At 59.0% G+C, this 17201-nt stretch carries 13 protein-coding genes and 1 rRNA gene; 6 read left to right on the top strand and 8 right to left on the bottom strand.

The annotated features are described in order from the left end of the window. Positions 1 to 249: 249 nt before the first annotated feature. A complete protein-coding gene (locus EXY20_RS31915; RefSeq protein ID WP_167859672.1) occupies positions 250 to 1305 on the bottom strand; it encodes an alpha/beta hydrolase family protein in 1056 nt (351 codons plus the stop codon). Positions 1306 to 1569: 264 nt separating this feature from the next. On the opposite strand from EXY20_RS31915, the gene EXY20_RS31910 reads away from it, so the two are divergent. Then, entirely contained in the window at positions 1570 to 3201 is a 1632-nt protein-coding gene (locus EXY20_RS31910) for a type 2 periplasmic-binding domain-containing protein (protein ID WP_135556477.1), read from the top strand. Between the two features lie 15 nt (positions 3202 to 3216). On the opposite strand, the gene EXY20_RS31905 is transcribed toward EXY20_RS31910, so the two are convergent. Then, on the bottom strand, positions 3217 to 5499 hold the full coding sequence (locus tag EXY20_RS31905) for a helix-turn-helix domain-containing protein (RefSeq protein WP_167859671.1): 2283 nt from the start codon (positions 5497 to 5499) through the stop codon (positions 3217 to 3219). A 297-nt stretch (positions 5500 to 5796) separates the two neighbouring features. On the opposite strand from EXY20_RS31905, the gene EXY20_RS31900 reads away from it, so the two are divergent. The 4 genes from EXY20_RS31900 (at position 5797) to EXY20_RS31885 (ending at position 10379) form a co-directional block, all read left to right on the top strand. Continuing rightward, the gene (locus EXY20_RS31900) at positions 5797 to 7443 is read left to right on the top strand and encodes a type 2 periplasmic-binding domain-containing protein (RefSeq protein ID WP_167859670.1); all 1647 of its coding nucleotides are present in this window, start codon (positions 5797 to 5799) and stop codon (positions 7441 to 7443) included. A gap of 85 nt (positions 7444 to 7528) precedes the next feature. Beyond that, positions 7529 to 8488, top strand: coding sequence for an ABC transporter permease (locus EXY20_RS31895; RefSeq protein ID WP_135556474.1), 960 nt, complete (start codon positions 7529 to 7531; stop codon positions 8486 to 8488). 13 nt (positions 8489 to 8501) lie between these two features. Then, a complete protein-coding gene (locus EXY20_RS31890; RefSeq protein ID WP_135556473.1) occupies positions 8502 to 9389 on the top strand; it encodes a carbohydrate ABC transporter permease in 888 nt (295 codons plus the stop codon). Between the two features lie 63 nt (positions 9390 to 9452). Next, positions 9453 to 10379, top strand: a complete 927-nt coding sequence (locus EXY20_RS31885; RefSeq protein WP_407944946.1) for a CapA family protein — start codon at positions 9453 to 9455, stop codon at positions 10377 to 10379. 77 nt (positions 10380 to 10456) lie between these two features. Here EXY20_RS31885 and clpC read toward each other — a convergent pair whose 3' ends face one another. The 4 genes from clpC to EXY20_RS31865 are packed head-to-tail and all read right to left on the bottom strand — an operon-like array spanning position 10457 to position 15068. Beyond that, positions 10457 to 12907 (bottom strand): ATP-dependent protease ATP-binding subunit ClpC, encoded by a 2451-nt coding sequence (gene clpC / locus EXY20_RS31880; RefSeq protein WP_135556471.1) that lies wholly within the window; start codon positions 12905 to 12907, stop codon positions 10457 to 10459. Positions 12908 to 12959: 52 nt separating this feature from the next. Further along, positions 12960 to 14021, bottom strand: coding sequence for a protein arginine kinase (locus EXY20_RS31875; RefSeq protein ID WP_135556470.1), 1062 nt, complete (start codon positions 14019 to 14021; stop codon positions 12960 to 12962). Between the two features lie 45 nt (positions 14022 to 14066). Next, positions 14067 to 14579: a UvrB/UvrC motif-containing protein gene (locus EXY20_RS31870; protein WP_135556469.1), complete on the bottom strand. Its 513-nt coding sequence runs from the start codon at positions 14577 to 14579 to the stop codon at positions 14067 to 14069. Positions 14580 to 14606: 27 nt separating this feature from the next. Next, positions 14607 to 15068 (bottom strand): CtsR family transcriptional regulator, encoded by a 462-nt coding sequence (locus EXY20_RS31865; RefSeq protein WP_135556468.1) that lies wholly within the window; start codon positions 15066 to 15068, stop codon positions 14607 to 14609. A 310-nt stretch (positions 15069 to 15378) separates the two neighbouring features. Between EXY20_RS31865 and EXY20_RS31860 the strand changes: the two genes are divergently transcribed. Then, on the top strand, positions 15379 to 16398 hold the full coding sequence (locus EXY20_RS31860; protein ID WP_167859669.1) for a copper amine oxidase N-terminal domain-containing protein: 1020 nt from the start codon (positions 15379 to 15381) through the stop codon (positions 16396 to 16398). A gap of 348 nt (positions 16399 to 16746) precedes the next feature. Here EXY20_RS31860 and EXY20_RS40360 read toward each other — a convergent pair whose 3' ends face one another. Then, positions 16747 to 16872 (bottom strand): hypothetical protein, encoded by a 126-nt coding sequence (locus EXY20_RS40360; RefSeq protein WP_268966446.1) that lies wholly within the window; start codon positions 16870 to 16872, stop codon positions 16747 to 16749. 76 nt (positions 16873 to 16948) lie between these two features. Beyond that, positions 16949 to 17065 (bottom strand): 5S ribosomal RNA (rrf, locus tag EXY20_RS31855). Between the last annotated feature and the right edge of the window lie 136 nt (positions 17066 to 17201).

Below are 17201 nucleotides of genomic sequence, written 5' to 3'. Positions count from 1 at the left end.
GCAAATTTGATGGCGTAAAAAAATAAGCCACAAAAAATGGCCTATCCGCTCCATTTCGCACGCCTCGTCGAAAATAGCCAGCGAAAACACCGGCTATTGGGGGCGAATGCCGCTCAATCGGCGATTTGTACGCGAATAGCCAGTGAAATCACTGGCTATTTCGTGGCGACTGCTTATTTGGGTCGGAATAGGCCACAAAAAATGGCCTATTTCGCCACCCCCTCATTGGCAGCAGCCCCGCCGCCTTCCCTACTCCCCGCGCTTCAGCCAGCGGTCGAGGAACGAATACGCCATCTCGCGCACGAGCGGCGGGAAATCGTGCCCGCCCGAGCCGAGCATCGACACGAAACGGTCCGCGGCGCCGGACCATTCGTACAGTTCGGCAATCTGCACCATCGCCTCGCCAACCGACTGCCAATGGGGAAAAATATGATCCGCTTGCGCCGCATAATTGAAATAAGGCGTCGGGCAACAAAGCGCGATAATTTCGTGAAAATCGAACGGCACCTCGTCCCGCTCCAGGTCCGACGTAATTCGCGGCAGATGCGTGTACCACGACGCGCGGACGCCCCAGTGCCACGGATTCGGGTCGCGCGCGAACGGGCTGACGCCGCAGCTCGCGGCGATTGCCCGAATCCGCTTGTCGAAGCCGGCGAGGAAATACGCGTTGTACGAGCCGAACGAGTGGCCGATCGCACCGATGCGCCCCGCGTCGACATAACCGAGCGTTGCCAGCAGATCGACGCCCTGCATGTGGTCGACGATATTTTTGGCAACGGTCGTCCAGGCCGGATGCCGCTCGTAGAACGGCCCGCTCTGGAACGGCTCCATCCCGGGATAAATGCGCTCCCCCGCCGTAAGCGCATCCGGCGCGAGCACGACGTATCCGCGGGCGACGAGCTCCACTGCATACGTGCGATTGAGCTTGCCCGGATACGTTGCGATGTCGTCCTTGCCGGTCGTGTTGGTCGGATGCAGCGCCAGCACCGCCGGCAGCCGGGACTCCTCCCCGCCGTCCGCCGCCGCATCCGCCCGTACGCCGCCAACGATCGGAACGAGCAAATACGCCGTAACGGTGTCGCCATAAACCGTATCGTAAGCGAGATGAATCCGCACATGATCGTCCAGCACGGTTTCCCCAAACACTTGATAGCGGACCGGAACCCGCTCCGGCAGCCCGCCGATATAAGACATCCACGTGTCGCGAATGCCCGCCAGCTTGCGCTCCCAGTCCTCGCGCGTGGCGATGCCGTCCAGCAACGGCGGAACTCCCGTTTGATGCAACACCGACAATGAATACGCCATGCCGCCCACTCCTTTCGTCGTTTCCCGAATTGTCTTCATTATAGGAGCGGAGCCGAACCGGCTACAATACCCGCCCCGCGAAAAATACGCAAGTTGCAGCCATGTACGAAAATGGCAGTCGTTCATCGGCTTTTCGAAGAGGGACTATCGCTGATTCCTCCCACAAAGTGTAGCGAACGTAAACTTTCCGATGTGGTAAGATGTAGACAAAGCCGCCGCCGTTCGCGTTAAGCGGCAACCGTACGACGAAGAGGGGAAGCCGCGATGACCAGATATACGACACCTCGCACGGCCACAATCGCCAAAAGCGTTGCCGTCTGGATCGCGCTCGCGCTTGTCTCGGGCGCCTGCCGGGCCGGCGGAGGCGAAGGCGCCGCTGCAGGCGACGCGGCATCCCCGGCGCCGAACGCGGCCGCCGGCCAGCAGCCGCGGCTCAAGCTGGTGTGGGCGGCGCCGTTCCTGCAGACGACGGCCTCGCTGCCGCCGGCCGAACAAGACTTCGTCAAACAAACGATCGACCGCAAATTTCATGTCGATTTTACGCTGCTGCCGATGACCGGCAGCGCCAAAGATACGGAGAACGCAATCAACATCAAGCTGGCCGCCGGCGACCCGCTCGATCTGTTCGTGTACCCGGGCGTCAACTCCAACAAACTGATCAAGGACGGCGCCGTCAAGGAGCTTACCCCCTGGCTGAACAAGCAGCGGGTGCCGAACTATTTTCGCTGGGTGGACGAGCAGGAATTGCAATATTACCAGGTGCAGAACGTGTTCAAACGCGCCCCTTTCCCGTTCCCCCGCACGACGCTCGGCAGCTATTACATCCGCAAGGACTGGCTCGACAAACTGCAGCTGCCGGTGCCAAGGTCGTACGAGGAAATGGTCGAGGCAATGAAAGCTTTTACGTTCCGCGACCCGGACGGCAACGGCAAAAACGATACGTACGGCTTCACCACCGCCGGCAACGGCCAGACGGTCAGCTTCGAATTCCCCGTCTTTCTGAAGAACGGGCTGCAGACGACGTATTGGGTCGAAAACGACAAGCTCCGCGTGGCCAAATACGATGCCGCATTAGGCCAGGCAATCGACGATTTGCTTCTGCTGCTGCAGTTGAATGTCGTCGACCCTGACTGGTTCCTGAACCGGTCCGCGCAAACGCTGGAGAAGGCGGTGCAAGGCAAAGCCGGCATCATTCAGTCCTGGGACACGAACATTGCGTTCGACAACAACCCGAACGGCTTGCTGCGCCGCACGAAAGAAACGACAGGCGTCGCCGCCGCCGACTGGGAACCGTTCAATCCGTTCCCGGACGAACCGTTCACAATCGAAAACAATCCCGGCAATTTTAATCCGTTTCTGATTAACGTCCAATCGCCCGACGCTTCAACGGCCCGCTCGATGGAAATTTTGAATTGGCTGGTTGGCGAAGAAGGCTTCCTGCTCACCCATTACGGCAAAGAAGGAGAGCATTACACCCGCTCCGGCAGCCGGATTACGCTGAAGCCGGAGGCGTATAACGAGGCTATCGCGAGGAACGGCAATTTCCTGGCGCTGTATGCGCAGTTCACGCCTTACGAACCGGAAACGCTCGGTCTTACGGTTGTGGGCCCGGACGAAACGGATCGCGACCGGGCCATCGTCCGGCAGCTGCGCTCCTACAAGAAGTGGCCGTCCATCGGCACGGCGCTCAGTGTCAGCGAGGGCCTGGATTTGCCTACTTTATCGAAGAAGAGTACGGATCTCATCAACAAAATGATCTTTGAGGACAAGAGCGGCGCGAATTGGCCGGCCTACCGCCAGGAACTGATCGACCGCTACGGGCTGCACGCCGTCATGACCGATTACGCCAACCAGGTAAGCCGCGCCCTCGGCAAACGCATCGTCCCCGAGCCGTAGCCCGGCCGACCCGGCTTACGCTCCGGCGGAAGAGGCGACGCTTTGCCGGTATTCGTTCGGCGTGACGCCGTTCGTCTTTTTGAACACCTTGAAGAAATACGTGCCGTTGGCGAATCCGACGCTTTCGGCAATATCGCCGATCGCCGCGTCTGTGTGGGCCAGCATGCTTTTGGCCTGCTCGATGCGCACTTCCAGAATGTAGTCCGGAATCGATTTGGCCGTCAGCTTCTTGAACAGCCGGCCAAGATACGCCGGGGACATGCCGACCGAATCGGCGATGCTGTCCAGCGACAGGTTCGGCTCGCCGTAATTGGCGCGGATCAGCGCAATAACGCTGGCCGTCAGTTCGTCGTACCGCGACTTGGTCTTCTCCTCCGGTTTGACCGCCATCCGCTCGAACAGCCTCGCGAAGTGCGCATTGATTTCCGCCAGCGTCTCCATCTGCTGAAACTCGGTCACGAACGTGCCGTACGGGATGTCCGGCAGCAGGAACGAGCCGTTCTTGCGCATCAGCTCCAGGCAGCGGCCGGCGGCGAACGCCAGATGAGTCAGCGTCAGCTGCACCGCCGTGTAGCTGTTCGTTTCCGCGGCCCGCGCCGCCATTTCCTCGTAGCGCAGCCGGGCGTCTTCGCTCCGGCCGGCCAGCAGCGCTTCGGCGAACGCCTGCTCGCGATGGAACGGATACACATAATGCTCCGACGCGTCGTCGTCCATCGTTTCCATTTCGATGATGCAGCGATGGCCGCGAATGAGCCGCAGCAGCGAAGCCTGCTCGGCTTCCCCGTAGATGTCCGGGCCCGCTTCCTCCAGCCGGAACGGCGCCGAAACGACCGCCGACAAACTCATTTGCACATAGGCCTCCGCCGCCTCCTGCAGCCGCTCCACCCATTCGCGGACCGCCTCGCTTCCGCCGCCTTCGTCGTGCAGCAGCACGGCGATCCGGTCGCCGTCCATATCGACGGTTTCGCCGCGCAGCGAGCCGGCGAACAGCTCGCGCGCGATGTTCATCGCCGCATAACGCAGCAGCGTCCGGTCGGCGGCGTTGCAGGCGCTGCAGAACGCGGCGTAATGATCGATGCGCAGCAGCACGAGGCGCAGCGGCTTCGCCGGATCCAGGTCGATGCGGTACGCCGCCAGCATCGCGCTCAGCTCGGCCGGCTTCGGCGGTGCGCCGCGCACGATGCCGCGCAGCGCATCCTGCTTCTCCGCCTCAAGCGTCTCCAGGCTCCTGAACGCACGACCGATCGGCTTGTAGAGCCGTCGCGACAGCACGTAAGAAGCCGCCACGCCAACGGCAAGAATCGCCAGCCCGACTCCCAGCGTCGCCTCTTTCATCCGATCGATGCGGGACGTGATATGCGCATAAGGAATCGTGCGGACGAACGTCCAGTCAAGCGGCTTGTAGGTGGCGTAAATGACAAGCGACTTGACGCCGTTCACCCGGTCGACGAAATACCCGGCATCCCGGCCGATCGCGCGAATCTGCTCGACGTACGAACGGTCCGCGACATCCGTCAGCATCGGCTCGTTGTTGTTGCTGACGATCAGCCGGCCTGCGGCGTCGACGATGGACGTATCGCTCGGCGAACCGCCTTCCAGCGACTTGATCGTTTCGCGAATGAACGCTTCCGATATGTTCACCACCACGACGCGCTTCGGCCCGGCGGCGGCGTCCGGCGCATCCTGGATCACGTACGTGAACACGCTGTCCGGCCGCATGGCGCTGCCGGCCGTCGCCTTGCCGGGAATGAGCCGCGGAATCGGGCGCAGCGACTGGCCTTCGTACTTCTGCATCAGCGCCGCCGCCTCCCGGTCGGAGAAGTCGGAGAGCCGCTGCATGGCGTCCATAATGATGGGCGAACTGATGTATACGCTTTGGGTATTGCCGCTGTAAACGTAGATGGAATGAATAAACGGGGAGATATAACGGTATGTGTTAAGCTTCTCGAGCGCTTCGCTCAGTTCGACCGGCGTGCTGGTCGTGTCCTCGATCGGCCCGGAGATGCTGCGGTCGGTATAAATTTGCAGCGCCAGCGTACGGACGGAATCGTCCATGAACTTGACGCTTGCGCTGGTCTGGGACAAGCTCGTTTCTTCCGAGTCGTTGATGTGCGAAAGCGCAACGCGCTCGAAGTTGACGTACAAAATAATCGATACGGCAAACAGCGTGGATACGATGGAAACGACAAGCGACAGCAGCAGCTTGGCATAGGTCCGGTTCGCATTCGCAGCCATCGCATGATCCGCTTTTCCGGCTTTTCCGGCTTTCCCCGTTTTTCCCGCTTTCTTCGCGTCCATCGGCCGTCCCCCCGGATCGTTTCCCATTTTCCCGCCTGAAGAAGTACATCCATTATAGCATGGGCGTTTGCGGGCTCAACTGCTTTAAATCCCGGAGTACGAAAGTTGGAGCCGTGTACGAAATTGACAGTCGTCTTTCTACCGGAAAGTGCAATCGTCCACCCGGATTGACACTGGTTCGCCCCGCTTGCGCCGGTTATGGTGAAAGCACGGACGGCGCCCACGGCCGCTGGCACAAGAAACGCGGAACGTTCGCCGAACCGAACGACAACAATTTCCGGGGAGGTCATTATCAGTATGAAAGCAATCAAAACCAAACTCGCGGCAACCGCGGCGCTGGCGCTCGTTTGCACGACGGCGCTTGCGGCGTGCGGCACATCGGGCGGCGACAAGCCTGCAGCGTCGGCCAGCCCGTCGGCCGTCGGCAGTCCGGCGGCATCCGCTTCGGCGGCTCCGGCTTCGGTCAAGCCGAAGGAGAAGCTCAAGATCGTCTGGGCGATCGGGCAAGTCGACAACACCGCCAAGTTCCCGGCGGGCGATCTCGACTTCGTGAAGAAGACGATCGACGAGAAGTTCAATGTCGACTTCCAGTACGTACTGATGCCGAACATCGGCACGCCGGAGTACGAGAACCAGATCAACCTGAAGCTGGCGTCCGGCGAGCAGATGGATCTGTTCACTTATCCGGGCGTCAACTCGAACAAACTGATCAAGGACGGCGCAGCCAAAGACCTCACCGCTTTCCTGACGCCGGCGAAAGTGCCGAACTATTTTAAATGGGTAAAAGAATCGGAGCTCAAGGTGTATCAGGTGCAGAACGTGTTCAAGCGCGCCGTCTTCCCGTTCCCGCGGGAGCAGCTGTGGAGCTACTACGTCCGCAAGGATTGGCTCGACAAGCTGAACCTGCAGGTGCCGAAGACGTACGACGAACTGGTCGAAGTGATGAAAGCGTTCACGACCAAAGATCCCGACGGCAACGGCAAAAACGACACATACGGCTTCACGACGGCCGGCAACGGCACGGCGATCAGCTACGAGTTCCCGGTGTTTCTGAAGAACGGGCTGCAGAGCCAGTATTGGGTCGACAACGGCGTGCTGCGCCATGCCAAATACGATCCCGATCTGAGCAAGGCGATCGACGATCTGCTGAAGCTGATCGACCTGAAGGTGATCGATCCGGACTGGTTCCTGAACAAGCCGGCGCAGGTCATGGACAAGGCCGCCCAGGGCAAAGTAGGCGTGTTCTACGGCTGGGGCCGCGACATCGCTTTCGACAACAACCCGAACAGCATACAGAAGAAGACGAAGGAAGTGTCCGACAAAAACGCCAACTGGGTGCCGTTCAATCCGTTCGGCGACAACACGGTCATGGGCGTGGAAACGAATCCGGGCAACTACAACCCGTTCCTCGTCAACGCCAAGTCGTCCGATGCCGCAGTGGAACGCTCGATGGAAATTCTCAACTGGCTGACGGGCGAAGAAGGCTATCTGCTGACGCATTTCGGCAAGGAAGGCGTGCACTACAAGCGCACCGGCAACAAAATCGAAATCAACAAGGAAGCGTACAACCGCGATATTATTCAAAATGGCAACTTCCTTGCGCCGTATTTGCAAATTACGCCGAATGAGCCGAGCGCGATCGGTCTCGAGCTGATCGACCCGAACGAAACCGACCGCGACCGTTCGATCGTCGCACAGATTCGCAAGTACAAGCTGGCGCCGTCCATCGGCACCGCGCTGTCGGTCAAGGAAGGGCTCGACCTGCCGTCGCTGTCCAAACGCGGCAACGAGCTGATCAACAAGATGCTGTTCGAGGACAAAAGCAGCGCCAACTGGCCGAAATACCGCCAGGAAGAGTTCGACAAGTTCAATCTGAAAGGCATCATGGATTTCTACGCGGAGCAGATCAGCGCCGCCCAAGGCAAGCCGGTCGTCTTCAAGTAACGTCGCCATACCGCAAGAATCCGCCTCCGGCTCGAAGGGTGCCCCCGGGCGCCCTTCCCGCCGCCCGGCTTGAAGGAGAGCTGCCATGAACACGCAACCGGAAGCCGCTGCGGCGCGCCCGCCTGTCTCTTCCGCCCGCTATCGTCCGATCGTCAAAAGCATCGTCAGCCAGCGCTGGCTGTATCTGATGCTCGTTCCGGGCATCTTGTATTACATCGTTTTTCATTACGTGCCGATGTTCGGCATCCTGCTCGCGTTTAAGGATTACAGCCTGACGAAAGGCATTTTGCACAGCCCGTGGGTCGGCTTGCGCAATTTTCGCGTCATCTTCTCGTCGTACGATTTTTTCGACATTTTGAAAAATACGATTCTGCTAAGCTTTTACCGAATCGTTTTCAATATGATTCCGGACGTCGTCTTTGCGATTCTGCTGAACGAGGTGCGCGTGCGCTGGTTCAAGCGGGTCGTGCAAACCGTGACGTACGGTCCTTATTTTCTGTCGTGGATTATTGTGTACGGGCTTGTGTTTTCGTTCTTCGCTCCCGGATCCGGGCTGATTACCAACCTGTTCCGCGACATGAACTGGGGCGAGATCAACGTGATGACCAACCCCGATATGTTCCGACCGATGCTGCTCCTGTCCGACATTTGGAAAAACACCGGGTTCGGCGCCATCTTCTATCTGGCCGCGATCGCCGCGATCAATCCGGAGCTATACGAAGCCGCGATCGTCGACGGCGCCGGGCGGATGCGGCAAATCTGGCACGTGACGATTCCCGGGATCGCCGGCGTGTTTTTGCTGCTGCTCATTTTGCGCCTCGGCACCGTGCTCGACGCCGGCTTCGAGCAAGTATACATTTTCCTGAACACGCTCGTGTACAGTGTCGGCGACATTCTCGATACGAACATTTTCCGCCGCGGCATCGAGCAGTTCGATTTCGGCGTGCCGATTGCGATGGGCTTTTTCAAATCGGTCGTCGGGCTGATCATGCTCGTCACCGCCAACAAGCTCGCCAAAACATTCACCAATTCCGGCATCTGGTAAGGAGGAAGCGCCTGTGTCCGCCGCTTTGGGCAAATCAACCGTCGTACGGGCGACCGACATCGCCATTTATGTCGCGCTTGGTCTGTTTGCGCTTTCCACGCTGTTCCCGCTTTATTACGTGTTCGTCGTTTCCGTCACGCCGTTCAAGGACGTGCTGCGCCACGGCGGTTTCATCGTTTTCCCCGAGCATGTGACGTGGGAGGCGTACCGCACGATCTTCGGCAGCCCGGTCGTGCCGCAGGCGATCAAGGTGACGGTGCTGATCACCGTCGTCGGCACGGTGCTGAATGTGCTGCTGACGCTGCTGACCGCCTACCCCCTGTCCAAAAAAAAGCTGTGGGGCCGCACCGCCGTCCTGTTCCTGATGGTGTTTACGATGCTGTTCTCCGGCGGGATCATCCCGCTCTATTTGACCGTACGCGCGCTTGGTCTGTTCAACACAGTCTGGGCGCTCATTATCCCGACGGCGCTGTCGACCTTCAATATGCTGATCGTCAAGACGTATTTGGAGAACTTGCCGGCCGAAGTGGAGGAAGCGGCCCGCGTCGACGGCGCCGGCGACCTGCAGACGCTGTTCCGCATCGTGCTGCCGCTGTCGAAGCCGGTCATCGCCACGGTTGCGCTGTTCTATGCCGTGACCCACTGGAACAGCTACTTCGCGGCGATCATGTACATCACGAACCGCGACTTGTATCCGATCCAGGTCGTGCTGCGCAACATGATCCAGTCGCAGAACCTCAGCAACGACTTGTCGGCGCAATATGCGGTGATCCAGACGCTGCCGCCGGAAACGATCAAGATGGCGACCGTGTGCGTGGCGATTTTGCCGATTCTGGTCGTGTATCCGTTCCTGCAGCGCTACTTTGTGCAAGGGGCCACGCTCGGGTCGGTAAAGGGCTAGCGGCAGCGGCCCATTCGGCAAGCATTTCGCATGACGGGCGAATAAAGTGACAGCAGGAAAGGGGTGGAGGGATTGACGACCATCACGATCGCTGCAGTCGGGGATTTGTTGGTGAAGAAGACGATGATCGCCGCAGCCGCGCGGGAAGGCGGATTCGCTCCCATGCTGGCCAAGGTCAAGCCCTATTTGCAAAAAGCGGATTTCACCGTCGGCAACCTGGAGACGACGTTCGCCGGCAGCCGGTTCCGCGGCGCACCCGGCAAATTGTTGTTCAGCTCGCCGGACGGGTTCGCCGCGGCGCTCCGGGATGCGGGCTTCGATGCGCTCGGCACCGCCAATAATCATTGTATGGACGGGAAGCTTGCCGGCTTGAAGCGCACCTTGACCGTGCTTGACCGGCACGGCATCCGGCATACGGGCACCGCCCGCTCCGCCGGGGAAGCCCGCCGCAAGCTGATTGTGAACGTAAAAGGAATCCGCGTCGGCCTGCTCGCTTACACGAAAGGAACAAACGGCATTCCGGTGCCGCAGCCATGGCTAGTGAACCGGCTGAACCGCGGCAAAATGATCGCGGACATTAGCCGTTTGAAAGGGCGAACCGATCTGATCGTCGTTTGCCTGCATTTCGGCAAAGAATTTCGACCGTATCCGGGCCGCGGCCAAATCCGGCTGATGCGCGAATTGTTCCGTCACGGAGCCAATGTCGTGCTGGGCGCCCATCCCCATGTGCTGCATCCGATTCGCATGTTTGCGCTGAAGGATGCCGGCGGGCGGGTCAGAAACCGGGTCGCCGCGTCTTCTCTCGGCAATTTTGTGTCCGCCGAGCTTCCCCGGCATACCGCCAGACTGCGGGGAACGATTTTGCGGCTGACGGTAACGAAACGTGCCGACGGAGTTACCGATGTGACGAAGCTGACGCGCGTGCCGACTCGCATCGTACAGCCGCCGGCGGGGAAGCGCGCCGGATTCCGCCTCGTGCCGGGCCGATAGCGCCGCACGGACAAAAACAGGCTGCCCCGCCCCCGGTTCGTACCGGAGAGCGGAGCAGCCTGTGGTTCGTTCAGCCGTTATTTGACGGCGGGCGTTGCCGTTTCCTGGTTGCGCAGGACGACCAGTTCGCCTTCTTTTTCGTCGATGGTGACGTGATCGCCCTTCTCGATGTTGCCCTTCAGCATCTCTTCGGACAACCGGTCCTCGATATGCTTCTGGATCGCGCGGCGCAGCGGTCTTGCCCCGTACGTCGGATCGAAGCCTTCCTTCGCCAGAAACTTCTTCGCGCTGTCCGTCAGCAGGAAGTTGACGTCATACTCGCGCAGCCGTTTGCTCAGCTCGTCGGCCATCAGCGTCACGATGCGTTCGATGTGCGTTTCGTCGAGCGAATGGAAGACGATGATTTCGTCGATCCGGTTGAGGAATTCGGGACGGAAGCTCTTCTTCAGCTCGCCCATCACCTTATCCTTCATGTTGTTGTAGTCGCGTCCGGAATCGATCGCCGCGGTGAAGCCGAGCGTCGAATTTTTCTTGATCATTTCGGCGCCGACATTCGACGTCATGATGATCAGCGTGTTGCGGAAGTCGACGGTGCGGCCTTTGGAATCGGTCAACCGGCCGTCTTCGAGCACTTGCAGCAGGATGTTGAACACTTCCGGATGCGCCTTTTCGATTTCGTCCAGCAGCACGACCGAATAGGGCTTGCGGCGCACTTTCTCAGTCAACTGGCCGCCTTCCTCGTAACCGACATACCCCGGAGGCGCGCCGACCAGACGCGAAGTCGAATGCTTCTCCATGTACTCCGACATGTCGATGCGGATGACCGCATTTTCGTCGCCGAACATCGACTCCGCCAGCGCGCGCGCCAGCTCGGTTTTGCCGACGCCGGTCGGACCGAGGAAGATGAACGAGCCCATCGGCCGCTTCGGATCCTTGAGCCCGGCTCTCGCCCGGCGAATAGCGCGGCTGACCGCCTTGACCGCTTCGTCCTGGCCGATGACGCGCTCGTGCAGGATCGATTCCATCTTCAACAGGCGTTCGGTTTCTTCCTCCGCCAGCTTGCTGACCGGAATCCCCGTCCAGCTTGCCACTACTTGGGCGATGTCCTCCGGCGTCACCGACGAATCGGTACGGCCTTGCTTCTCTTTCCAGTCGTTGCGCGTCTGCTCGAGATCCTCGCGCAGCTTCTGCTCCGTATCGCGCAGCGCCGCGGCTTTCTCGAACTCCTGGCTTTGCACGGCGGCGTCTTTTTCCTTGCGGATGTCTTCGAGCTTCGTTTCCATCTGCTTCAAAGACGGCGGTACGGTGTAGGAACGCAGCCGCACCTTCGAGCCGGCTTCGTCGATCAGGTCAATCGCCTTATCCGGCAGGAACCGGTCGGTGATATAACGATCGGACAGCTTCACCGCTTGCTCGATCGCTTCATCGGTAATTTTCACGCGGTGATGCGCTTCGTACCGGTCGCGCAGCCCGTGCAGGATCTGAATCGCTTCCTCCGGCGTCGGCTGATCAACCGTAATCGGCTGGAACCGGCGCTCGAGGGCGGCGTCTTTTTCGATGTATTTGCGGTATTCGTCCAGCGTCGTGGCGCCGATGCACTGCAGCTCGCCTCTGGCCAGCGACGGCTTGAGAATGTTCGACGCGTCGATCGCGCCTTCCGCGCCGCCTGCGCCGATCAGCGTGTGCAATTCGTCGATGAACAGGATGATGTTGCCCGCCTGGCGGATCTCATCCATAATCTTCTTCAGCCGGTCCTCGAATTCGCCGCGGTACTTCGTGCCGGCGACGACCGAACCCATGTCGAGCGTCATGACGCGCTTGTCGCGCAGCGTTTCGGGAATTTCGTTGTTGATGATCTTCTGCGCCAAGCCTTCGGCGATGGCCGTTTTGCCGACGCCGGGCTCGCCGATGAGCACCGGATTGTTTTTCGTGCGGCGGCTCAGCACCTGGATAACGCGTTCGATTTCCTTGCTCCGGCCGATGACCGGATCGAGATTGCCTTCGCGGGCGAACGCCGTCAGGTCGCGCGCGAGGCCGTCCAGCGTCGGCGTGTTGACGTTCGTGTGCGTGCCTTGCGTCGACGATACCACTTCGCTGCTGCCGAGCAGCTGCAGCACTTGCTGGCGCGCCTTGTTCAGCGACACGCCGAGGTTGTTGAGCACGCGCGCCGCCACGCCTTCGCCTTCGCGAATGAGGCCGAGCAGGATGTGCTCCGTGCCCACGTAAGTATGGCCCAGCTTGCGCGCTTCGTCCATCGACAGCTCGATGACCTTCTTCGCGCGCGGCGTGTATGCGATATTCGTAGGCTGCTCCTGGCCGCGGCCGATGAGCGCCTCCACTTCGTCCTGTATCTTCTCCAAGCCGAGGCCAAGCGCAATCAGCGCCTTGGCGGCGATGCCGTCGTTCTCGCGAATCAAGCCGAGTAAAATGTGCTCGGTTCCGATGTTATTGTGCCCAAGCCTCACGGCTTCTTCCTGGGCCAGTGCCAGCACTTTCTGTGCGCGTTCCGTGAATCTGCCAAACATCATCGTCAAGCACCTCCATAGACTTTATTATAACGCAGTTGGCGGCGGGTTGCCGCTACTTGTTGCCAAAACTTTCGCGGATCAGCTGGGCCCGGCGAATGTCCCGCTCTTCCGCCGACAGCTTCTTGCCGGCGTATTGCTGCAGAAATCCGGGCTGCGTCATCACCAGCAGCTCCTCGAGCACGGACGCCGACACGTTCTGCACGATGCCTAAATCGATGCCGAGCCGCACGTCCGACAGCCGCTGCGCCGCTTCCTTGGAATCCATGATGACGGCGTGCGACAGAATGCCGTACGACCGGTTGACGCGGTCCGTCAGCCGATAACTGGATTCTTCCGCCAGCTTGCTGCGCGCCGCCCGTTCGTGCTCGATAATTTGCCGAACGACGCTGTACAGGTTGTCGATAATTTCCTCTTCCGACTGCCCCAGCGTAATTTGATTGGAAATCTGGAACACATTGCCGATCGCTTCGCTGCCTTCGCCATACAATCCTCTTACCGCCAGCCCGACTTGCGTAATCGCCTGCAGGATGCGGTTGATTTGCTGCGTCATGACGAGCGCCGGCAGGTGCAGCATCACCGATGCGCGAATGCCCGTGCCGACATTGGTCGGACAGCCGGTCAAGTAGCCGCGCTTCTCATCGAAGGCGTATTCCAGCGCATCCTCGAAAATATCGTCCAGCCGGTTCGCCGCGGCCCACGCTTCCTTGATCTGAAATCCCGAGCGCAGGCACTGAATGCGCAGATGATCCTCTTCGTTCACCATAATGCTGATCGATTCGTCTTCGCTCAGCATCACGGCGCCGTTGCGCGATTCGGCCGCCAGATTCGGGCTGATCAAATGCTTCTCGACCAGCACCTTCTTCTCCAGTTCGCTCAATTCCGCCAGCGGCATGAACGAAAATGTGCCGAGTTCGCCGAGTTTGCCGCCGTCGAGGACGCCTCTCACTTGCTCCAGCACTTCGGCGGACTGCTGATTCGTCGCCAGCATCGGGAACGGATAAGCGAGCAGATTGCGCGCAATCCGCACCCGGCTGCTGATGACGATATCCGAATCCGGCCCTTCCCGTTTCATCCATTCGCTAAGCGCATGATGCGTAAATCGATTCGTCTCCATCTCCGGTTCCATGCCTCCTTACGCATTCCTTTCGCTACGCGCCATTTACAATCCGGCGATCTTCTTCTCCAGTTCCCGGATCTGATCCCGGATTTCCGCCGCCTGTTCAAATTCTTCCTGCTCGATGCGCTGCGCGAGCTGTTTCTTGAGCGCGTCCACTTCGCGTTTGACCTGGATTCTGCCGCCGGTCCGCTTCGGCACCTTGCCGACATGGACCACATTGCCGTGCACCCGCTTGAACAAGGGGTCCAGTCGGTCTTCGAAATGCTTGTAGCAGGAACTGCAGCCGAAGCGGCCCAGCTTGCTGAACTGGCCGTAGGTCAGTCCGCATTGCTCGCATCGCAGCGTCTGCTGCTTGGCGCCGCCGACCGAAGCCGGGTCGAAATCGAGCAAGCCCGACAGCAGGTTATGGATCGAAAATCCGCCCGCCGTACCGGGAATCAGCTCGCCCTTCTCTCTTGCGCACGTTTCGCAAATGTGAAATTCCGTCTTTTCGCCATTGACGATCTTCGTAAAATGCAGCGTTGCGGGCTTCTTCCCGCACTCCTGACAATTCAAAACAGCCACCTCCGCAATGTGGGCGTATTACCGGCTCAGCAACGTAATGAGCATCGCCTTCAGCACTTTCGCCCGGATCTCGTCGCGCAGCGGAAGCTTCAGCGCCAGCGAGTCCCGGTGCAGCGCGGCGTTGATCAGGTTCGCTTCGCGCACCGTAATATGTCCCCGTTCCAGCAGCTGATAGATCAAGCCTTCCGAAGCCGTCTGGTCGATCCGATCCTCCACCATATGAAAGATGGAATCGAGAATCGCTTCCTTTACGCCCAGTTCCACCTTCTGTATACGTATATACCCGCCGCCGCCGCGTTTGCTTTCGACCAGATAGCCTTTCTCCAGCGTAAAGCGGGTGCTGATCACATAATTGATCTGGGAAGGCACGCACTGGAAGCGGTCCGCCAGATCGTTGCGCTGAATTTCAATGACGCCGGCGTCGCTCTGCAGCAAACTGCGCTTCAGGAACTGTTCGATAATTTCCGAAACATTTCGCATTCGTCATCCCCCACCGTTGAAAAATCAAGTCCGTCTGCCAAGTCGTTGACTTTGACTTTCTTTGACCTTAAAACCATTATAGCATCATTTTTCAATTTGCCAAGAGGGGCAATGCAAATTAGAGGACGGCATGCGCCGCTCGCCGGCGGCCGATTGTTTTCAGTATATCCAAAAGCCGAAAAACATACGACCCGCGGGAACCGCCCCTTCCTTACAAAATAAGTGTATTTTTCTGTAAGGGGTTTGTAAAATCCGCTTCTGTATACTCAGAATTGACGAAAGACAATTCATCCAAATGGAGGAAACGACGATGAAAAAAGGGATCGCCACGATCGCGGGCGCATTGATCGGGGCTGCTTTGCTGGCAAGCTCCGTCTCCGCGGCAGACTTGAAAATGAGCGTGAAAGGCAAACCGGTCGCATTTCAATACGGCACTCCTTTCATTGAAGACGGCAGCTCGCTGATGCCGCTGCGCGATCTGCTGGTTGCGCTCGGCGTGCCAAACGACGACGATCACATCCAATGGGAAGGCGACACGAAGACAGTCACGGTTCGCCACCAGGGCATGACGATCAAACTGGCGGTGGGAGACAAGGCCATTTACAAGAATGGCGCCTTGTTCAAAGAGCTGGAGGTGCCGGCGAAGCAAGTGATCGAGCAGGACAGCCGCGTGTTCCTCCCGGCCCGGGCGGTTGCCGAAGCGCTGGGCAATAAGGTCGGCTATAACGAGGCGACATCCACGGTGACGATCGAAGCCGCCGAACCGGTCAACAAACCGGCCGTGCTTGCGTCCAAAGATGGTGATTCGATTCTCCTCCCTGCTAAGACAGCAGCGGATGGCCAACTGTATGGCATGATTCTCGAAACGAGCTTCGAAACCGGCAAACTGACGCTCGTACTGGCGGACGGTTCGAAAAAAGAGCTGCTCGTAGCCGACGATGCGAATATTGTCGGGATCGACGGCGACAAGTCGACGGGGCAAGCGTACAAAACGTATTTCCACAGCGGCATCGCGGCTACCGTAAAGCTTTCGTCGGACGGCAAGACGATCGTTGCCGCCGAGTTGGAACCGATTCAGGTGGAAGCGAAGGTCTTGTCCGTAAAGCAGGAGAAAATAACGATCAACGAATCGAACGGCAAAACGACGGAAAGGCTTTATACAGAATTGAGCGCGGATGTTGGCGGCCGCACGATTACGTTTAATACGGTCTACGACGTCAAGCTGGACAATGTGTCGGCGATCGGCGACCTGAAGCAGGGCGACGCGATCGTCGTCGCGGGCACGGTTGTCGGGGATGCCGGCTACCTGCTCGGTATCGCCAAGAAATAATTCCTCGCATCCGTAAATCATCGACGCCTGCCTCAATGCCGGCATCGACACCGATGAATACTCGATGCGAAAACGATTCGGAGACGTTGCTATCGAATGATGGCATGAGAAACGTCTGCGTCGTCAGTCATGTGAGCGGAAGACGCCTGAACCGGCCAAAATGGCTGACGTCATTGCGTGCAGATGAATGGTTATGGCGAGCGGCTAACCGTTCTGACAGCGCTTGCGGATACGGACAACATTGGCTCCCAAGACACAACAGCAACGATCTCCAAAAATAGCCCATAAAAAATGGCCTATTGGCCCGATTTCACTCGCTTCGTCGAAAATAGCCAGTGTTTTCGCTGGCTATTTCCCGCCAACCGCCACAAAATCGTTCGTTTCGCAAAAATAACCAGCGATTTCACTGGCTATTTCGCGGCGGCCAGCCGTTTTGGGCGAAATAGCCAATAAAACATGGCTTATTTCGCGCATGGCTCGCCATGCTTCCCTTCGGGACAACAACAAAGCAGCCCTCCCTGACTCGCGTCAGAAAAGGCTGCTTGGGTGCGCTTGGCAACGTCCTACTCTCCCGGAACCCTGCGGTTCAAGTACCATCGGCGCTGGAGGGCTTAACGGTCGTGTTCGGGATGGGAACGCGTGGGTCCCCTCCGCCATCATCACCAAACGTTCAGTGCTTGCGCCCTGAAAACTGGATACGAAACGAATGTCATGCACACAAGGTTTGAAGCATACGCTTCCGAAGCCGTCTTTACCTGTCGGTAAAGCCGTTTAGGATAAGCCCTCGACCGATTAGTATTCGT

Origin of the sequence: Paenibacillus cymbidii (genome assembly GCF_004764705.1) — a bacterium.
Classification (GTDB): Bacteria; Bacillota; Bacilli; order Paenibacillales; family NBRC-103111; genus Paenibacillus_AN; species Paenibacillus_AN cymbidii.
The sequence above is the reverse complement of the archived record's forward strand: the minus strand, read 5'-3'. Positions and strand labels throughout refer to the sequence as shown.

Excerpts from the sequence above, each read along its gene's own strand:
- EXY20_RS31915 (WP_167859672.1), bottom strand. The coding sequence starts at position 1,305 with ATGGCGTATTCATTGTCGGTGTTGCATCAAACGGGAGTTCCGCCGTTG.
- EXY20_RS31910 (WP_135556477.1), top strand. The coding sequence starts at position 1,570 with ATGACCAGATATACGACACCTCGCACGGCCACAATCGCCAAAAGCGTT.
- EXY20_RS31905 (WP_167859671.1), bottom strand. The coding sequence starts at position 5,499 with ATGGACGCGAAGAAAGCGGGAAAAACGGGGAAAGCCGGAAAAGCCGGA.
- EXY20_RS31900 (WP_167859670.1), top strand. The coding sequence starts at position 5,797 with ATGAAAGCAATCAAAACCAAACTCGCGGCAACCGCGGCGCTGGCGCTC.
- EXY20_RS31895 (WP_135556474.1), top strand. The coding sequence starts at position 7,529 with ATGAACACGCAACCGGAAGCCGCTGCGGCGCGCCCGCCTGTCTCTTCC.
- clpC (WP_135556471.1), bottom strand. The coding sequence starts at position 12,907 with ATGATGTTTGGCAGATTCACGGAACGCGCACAGAAAGTGCTGGCACTG.
- EXY20_RS31875 (WP_135556470.1), bottom strand. The coding sequence starts at position 14,021 with ATGGAGACGAATCGATTTACGCATCATGCGCTTAGCGAATGGATGAAA.
- EXY20_RS31865 (WP_135556468.1), bottom strand. The coding sequence starts at position 15,068 with ATGCGAAATGTTTCGGAAATTATCGAACAGTTCCTGAAGCGCAGTTTG.
- EXY20_RS31860 (WP_167859669.1), top strand. The coding sequence starts at position 15,379 with ATGAAAAAAGGGATCGCCACGATCGCGGGCGCATTGATCGGGGCTGCT.
- EXY20_RS40360 (WP_268966446.1), bottom strand. The coding sequence starts at position 16,872 with ATGCGCGAAATAAGCCATGTTTTATTGGCTATTTCGCCCAAAACGGCT.